Raw genomic sequence first — 3,038 nt, forward strand, 5'->3', positions numbered from 1 at the left:
CGGCGCGCTCCCGCCAGTGCTGGGCGTAGCGGTTCCACTGCTGTACGGTCCGCTCGGCATAGCCTCGGCGCAGTTCGTCGGCGCCGCCAGGGGCGAACACGCACGAGTCCGGGTCGATGCCTTCGCAGTTGTCGCAGCGGTGGCGGAGGTCTTCAGCCACGGTCCTCAGCCTCCTCCGCTCGTCGCTGGATTGACGCCAGAGCGTCAGCGACGGTCCAGCCGTTGCACGTCATCTTGGGGGCCGCCTCCATCGCGAGCCGCTTCGCGGTCTCTAAGTCGAACCGGTGTGTGGCCAGCCAGTCGTCTTCGCGCTCGGACGGGATGGACTCCCAGTCCCACTCGCCCGTTGAGGACAGGCACCAGCGGGAGTTGAGAACGGCCCACTTGTCGCGCCCCCGGTACTCGACCGTCACGGTGAAGCCGAGGGCGTTGATGTCGTCGAGCGGGAGGCAGGACACGTCGAAGCGGGTCGGCTGGATGACCGCCTTAGGCATGTCAGGCATGGTCGGTCCTCTCGGGTAGGGCGGCGCGGAGGGGCTGGTAGCGGCGGACGGGGATGCCTGCCTTCTCGGCTCGGCGGATGCAATCGGCGGTGCCCTTGGAGTTGCCGACCTGGAAGGCGAGGCACAGGTCCGCTCCGAGGTCCACCATCGCCTGGTTCCGGTAGACGCCGGCGGTCGGGCAGTACTGGGTGCGGTCGGCGCGGATCTTGTAGCCGTGGCGGCAGGTGGGGCGGCAGGGCGCGCCCCAGTCTGCCGGGTGGCACTCCTCGGTGAGGGTCTGGTTGCCGTAGTCGCTGTACCAGCCCGCCTGGTCCTCGCAGAACTTCGCCGCCAGTTCGTCGGCGCCTTTCGCGCCGCCGTGGACGACGACGTACCGGGCGTAGCCCTGGGCGTGCGCCTGCTCTATGGCGTCCTCCAGGGCGGTCCACACGGTCACCCAGTCAGTCCAGGAGCGGGAGCCGGTCACAAGGATGCGGTACGGGCTGGCGGCTTCTGCCGGGATGGGGTTAGGCATCGGGCTCTCCGTTCGCCAGGATCAGCAGCAGGGCGGCATGACACCAGTCGGCCTCTCCTGGTTCTGGCAGCGGGCACCAGCAGGCGAGGTCCCTGCCTGCGAGGTCACGCCGGATGTCCACACTCGTGTACGGGACCTCGGCCATCAGCCAGTAGGAGAAGAGTTCGACAGCGTGTTTCCGATCTTCTACGACGCCCTGTCTGGCTAGCGGCGTGCCGCCGATGGCGACGTTGAGGACGGACGATGGGCAAGGGTCTCCCACACGGAAGGGGTTGCCCCACCGCGTCGTGCGATCCACGCAGACCGCCCCCTCGGGGAGCTTGTAGCCCTTCGTGCGCTCCCGCCTGATGCGCTTCGGCTCTCGGTCAGCCACGGGGGTCCTCCTCTACGTAGCCGTAGGCGGGTGTCGCCAGCTCGGCCTCCCACCCCCGCACGAACACGTCATCAGCGGTCTTGCCTGCCGCGTACGACTCGGCGAGGATCATCGCCGTGATCGCCTGATTCCGGGAGTAGACGCCACGGCGTCCAGTGACGGTCCAGCCCCGGTCAGGCCAGCAGACAGCGACGGTGTCGCACTCGTCGGACACCATTCGGCCGGCGTCGTCGTCGATCGTGAAGCCCATCGGGTCAGCCCTCCTCGGGGTCGTTGGGACGCAGGAACGCGAGCCGGTTCGCCATGTCGAGTTCGCCGGCACGCGTCAGGAGTTCAGCTACGGTCGCCCCGAGTTGGCGAGCACGTCCGCTGAACACCGTGCCGTCTGGGCAGTCTCGGAGCTCTCGGGCGAGTTCCTGGAGCTTCTGGGTTGCGAACTCGACCTCGCGTTGCAGGTTGAGACGGGCGTTCTCTCGTTCGCTGGTGTAGCCCTGAAGCAGTAGGTGGTCCGGCAGGCGCTCGCTGGTCATGGGTCAGCCCTCCTCGGTCTGGTCGGCGGCGGCCGGCGGCCAGGTCAAGTCCTTGTCAGCGTCCCGGTGGAGCCCGTCGTGGCCACGACTGCGGTCGCAGGTCAGAGAGATGCCGCTGATCGTGGACAAGGACTCGCAGAGCGGCTCGCTCATCGGGAGCCCTCCTCGGTGGAGGAGTCCGGAGAGGCGGCCTCGCGCATGCAGACCGGACACAGGGCCGGGCCGCCGCACCGCGCCTTCAATGTCGGCTCGGGCTGTGCGGGCTCTCCGGGGCCGTACCAGTGTCCGTGAGACGTGTAGGGCATCGCTGCCTCCTTGTCGTTGATGGTCTTGGGTTGTGCCCTCTCCCGTGTAGGCGAGAGGGCGCAAGGGTCAGTCCTTCGAGGCGTCTCGAACAGCCGCCTTTGCCATCTCGATCAGCTCCCCCGTGCTGGGCAGCGGCGGCTGAGCTTCGGGCTTCAGCAAGGTGTTGAAGGCCAGGAAGTCGGCAACCATCTGGTCTTCGCAGTAGACGGCGTACTCGCCGCGCTGGCTCGGGTAGCAGATGCCCAGGTGGTCGATCTGGTAGATGCGGCCGTCTTCACCGACGTACTCGGCGACCATCTCGGCGGTGTCGCTCATCACGGCGCCTTCCTTGGCTGCTTGGGGGTCTGAAGTGCCCTCCCCGCGTCGTGAGCGCGGTGTCCCGGCAAGACCGGGGAGGGCTGAGGGTTACTCAGCGATGCGCAAATCAAGGTGGCGGTACCACCACTGGAAGGCGCGGGCGGTGGGGATGCAGAAGTCCTGCACGATCTCGTCGTTGGCGTCGAGGATATCCAACACCGCGTAGCAGTCGCAGGGCCCGCTGTCGGCCTCGCGATGTGTCGTCGCCTGGATGAAGCCGATGGCCTTGGCGCGGTGAATCGACGCCTTGATGGCTTCCCTCTTCGAGGGTGCCTCGCTGATCGTGTACTGGCGGCCCGTGCCATCCGGCAGGCCGCGAAAGGCCGAGACGGCTACTGCCTCGGGGTGCAGTTCAGGGAGTGGAGGTCTGCTCATCGGTCGGGTTCTCCGTTCAGGGGGTTGGCCGGTAGGGAGTACCGGGCCGGGGCGGGCGGGAAAGCGTTTCCCGGGCGGGG

8 protein-coding genes are annotated in these 3,038 nt (G+C 67.8%); all 8 read right to left on the reverse strand.

Translation table 11 applies throughout. The features are described 5' to 3' along the window. Positions 1-152 precede the first annotated feature (152 nt). The 8 genes from BMX74_RS42390 to BMX74_RS42420 all read right to left on the reverse strand — a co-directional run bounded on the left by BMX74_RS42390 (position 153) and on the right by BMX74_RS42420 (position 2,958). A complete protein-coding gene (locus BMX74_RS42390) occupies positions 153-503 on the reverse strand; it encodes a hypothetical protein (protein WP_091106115.1) in 351 nt (116 codons plus the stop codon). Next, positions 496-1,017 (reverse strand): SLOG family protein, encoded by a 522-nt coding sequence (locus tag BMX74_RS42395; protein ID WP_091106117.1) that lies wholly within the window; start codon positions 1,015-1,017, stop codon positions 496-498. The genes BMX74_RS42390 and BMX74_RS42395 overlap by 8 nt, the downstream gene beginning before the upstream one ends. Beyond that, a complete protein-coding gene (locus tag BMX74_RS42400) occupies positions 1,010-1,390 on the reverse strand; it encodes a DUF4326 domain-containing protein (protein WP_091106118.1) in 381 nt (126 codons plus the stop codon). The genes BMX74_RS42395 and BMX74_RS42400 overlap by 8 nt, the downstream gene beginning before the upstream one ends. Next, positions 1,383-1,640 (reverse strand): hypothetical protein, encoded by a 258-nt coding sequence (locus tag BMX74_RS42405; protein ID WP_091106120.1) that lies wholly within the window; start codon positions 1,638-1,640, stop codon positions 1,383-1,385. The genes BMX74_RS42400 and BMX74_RS42405 overlap by 8 nt, the downstream gene beginning before the upstream one ends. A 4-nt stretch (positions 1,641-1,644) precedes the next feature. Next, complete coding sequence (locus BMX74_RS42410) at positions 1,645-1,920, reverse strand: hypothetical protein (RefSeq protein ID WP_091106122.1); 276 nt, start codon at positions 1,918-1,920, stop codon at positions 1,645-1,647. Between the two features lie 3 nt (positions 1,921-1,923). After that, complete coding sequence (locus BMX74_RS44780) at positions 1,924-2,073, reverse strand: hypothetical protein (protein ID WP_177227762.1); 150 nt, start codon at positions 2,071-2,073, stop codon at positions 1,924-1,926. 219 nt (positions 2,074-2,292) lie between these two features. After that, positions 2,293-2,541, reverse strand: coding sequence for a hypothetical protein (locus BMX74_RS42415; protein WP_143078984.1), 249 nt, complete (start codon positions 2,539-2,541; stop codon positions 2,293-2,295). A 90-nt stretch (positions 2,542-2,631) separates the two neighbouring features. Next, positions 2,632-2,958 carry a hypothetical protein gene (locus BMX74_RS42420; protein ID WP_091106125.1) on the reverse strand — a complete coding sequence of 109 codons (327 nt, stop codon included), beginning with the start codon at positions 2,956-2,958 and terminating at the stop codon, positions 2,632-2,634. Positions 2,959-3,038: the final 80 nt, after the last annotated feature.

The sequence above is a fragment of the Nonomuraea pusilla genome (assembly GCF_900109355.1).
In the GTDB taxonomy this organism is placed as follows: domain Bacteria; phylum Actinomycetota; class Actinomycetes; order Streptosporangiales; family Streptosporangiaceae; genus Nonomuraea; species Nonomuraea pusilla.

Coding starts and splice junctions, on each gene's coding strand:
- BMX74_RS42390 (WP_091106115.1), bottom strand. CDS start 503: ATGCCTGACATGCCTAAGGCGGTCATCCAGCCGACCCGCTTCGACGTG.
- BMX74_RS42395 (WP_091106117.1), bottom strand. CDS start 1,017: ATGCCTAACCCCATCCCGGCAGAAGCCGCCAGCCCGTACCGCATCCTT.
- BMX74_RS42405 (WP_091106120.1), bottom strand. CDS start 1,640: ATGGGCTTCACGATCGACGACGACGCCGGCCGAATGGTGTCCGACGAG.
- BMX74_RS42410 (WP_091106122.1), bottom strand. CDS start 1,920: ATGACCAGCGAGCGCCTGCCGGACCACCTACTGCTTCAGGGCTACACC.
- BMX74_RS44780 (WP_177227762.1), bottom strand. CDS start 2,073: ATGAGCGAGCCGCTCTGCGAGTCCTTGTCCACGATCAGCGGCATCTCT.
- BMX74_RS42415 (WP_143078984.1), bottom strand. CDS start 2,541: ATGAGCGACACCGCCGAGATGGTCGCCGAGTACGTCGGTGAAGACGGC.
- BMX74_RS42420 (WP_091106125.1), bottom strand. CDS start 2,958: ATGAGCAGACCTCCACTCCCTGAACTGCACCCCGAGGCAGTAGCCGTC.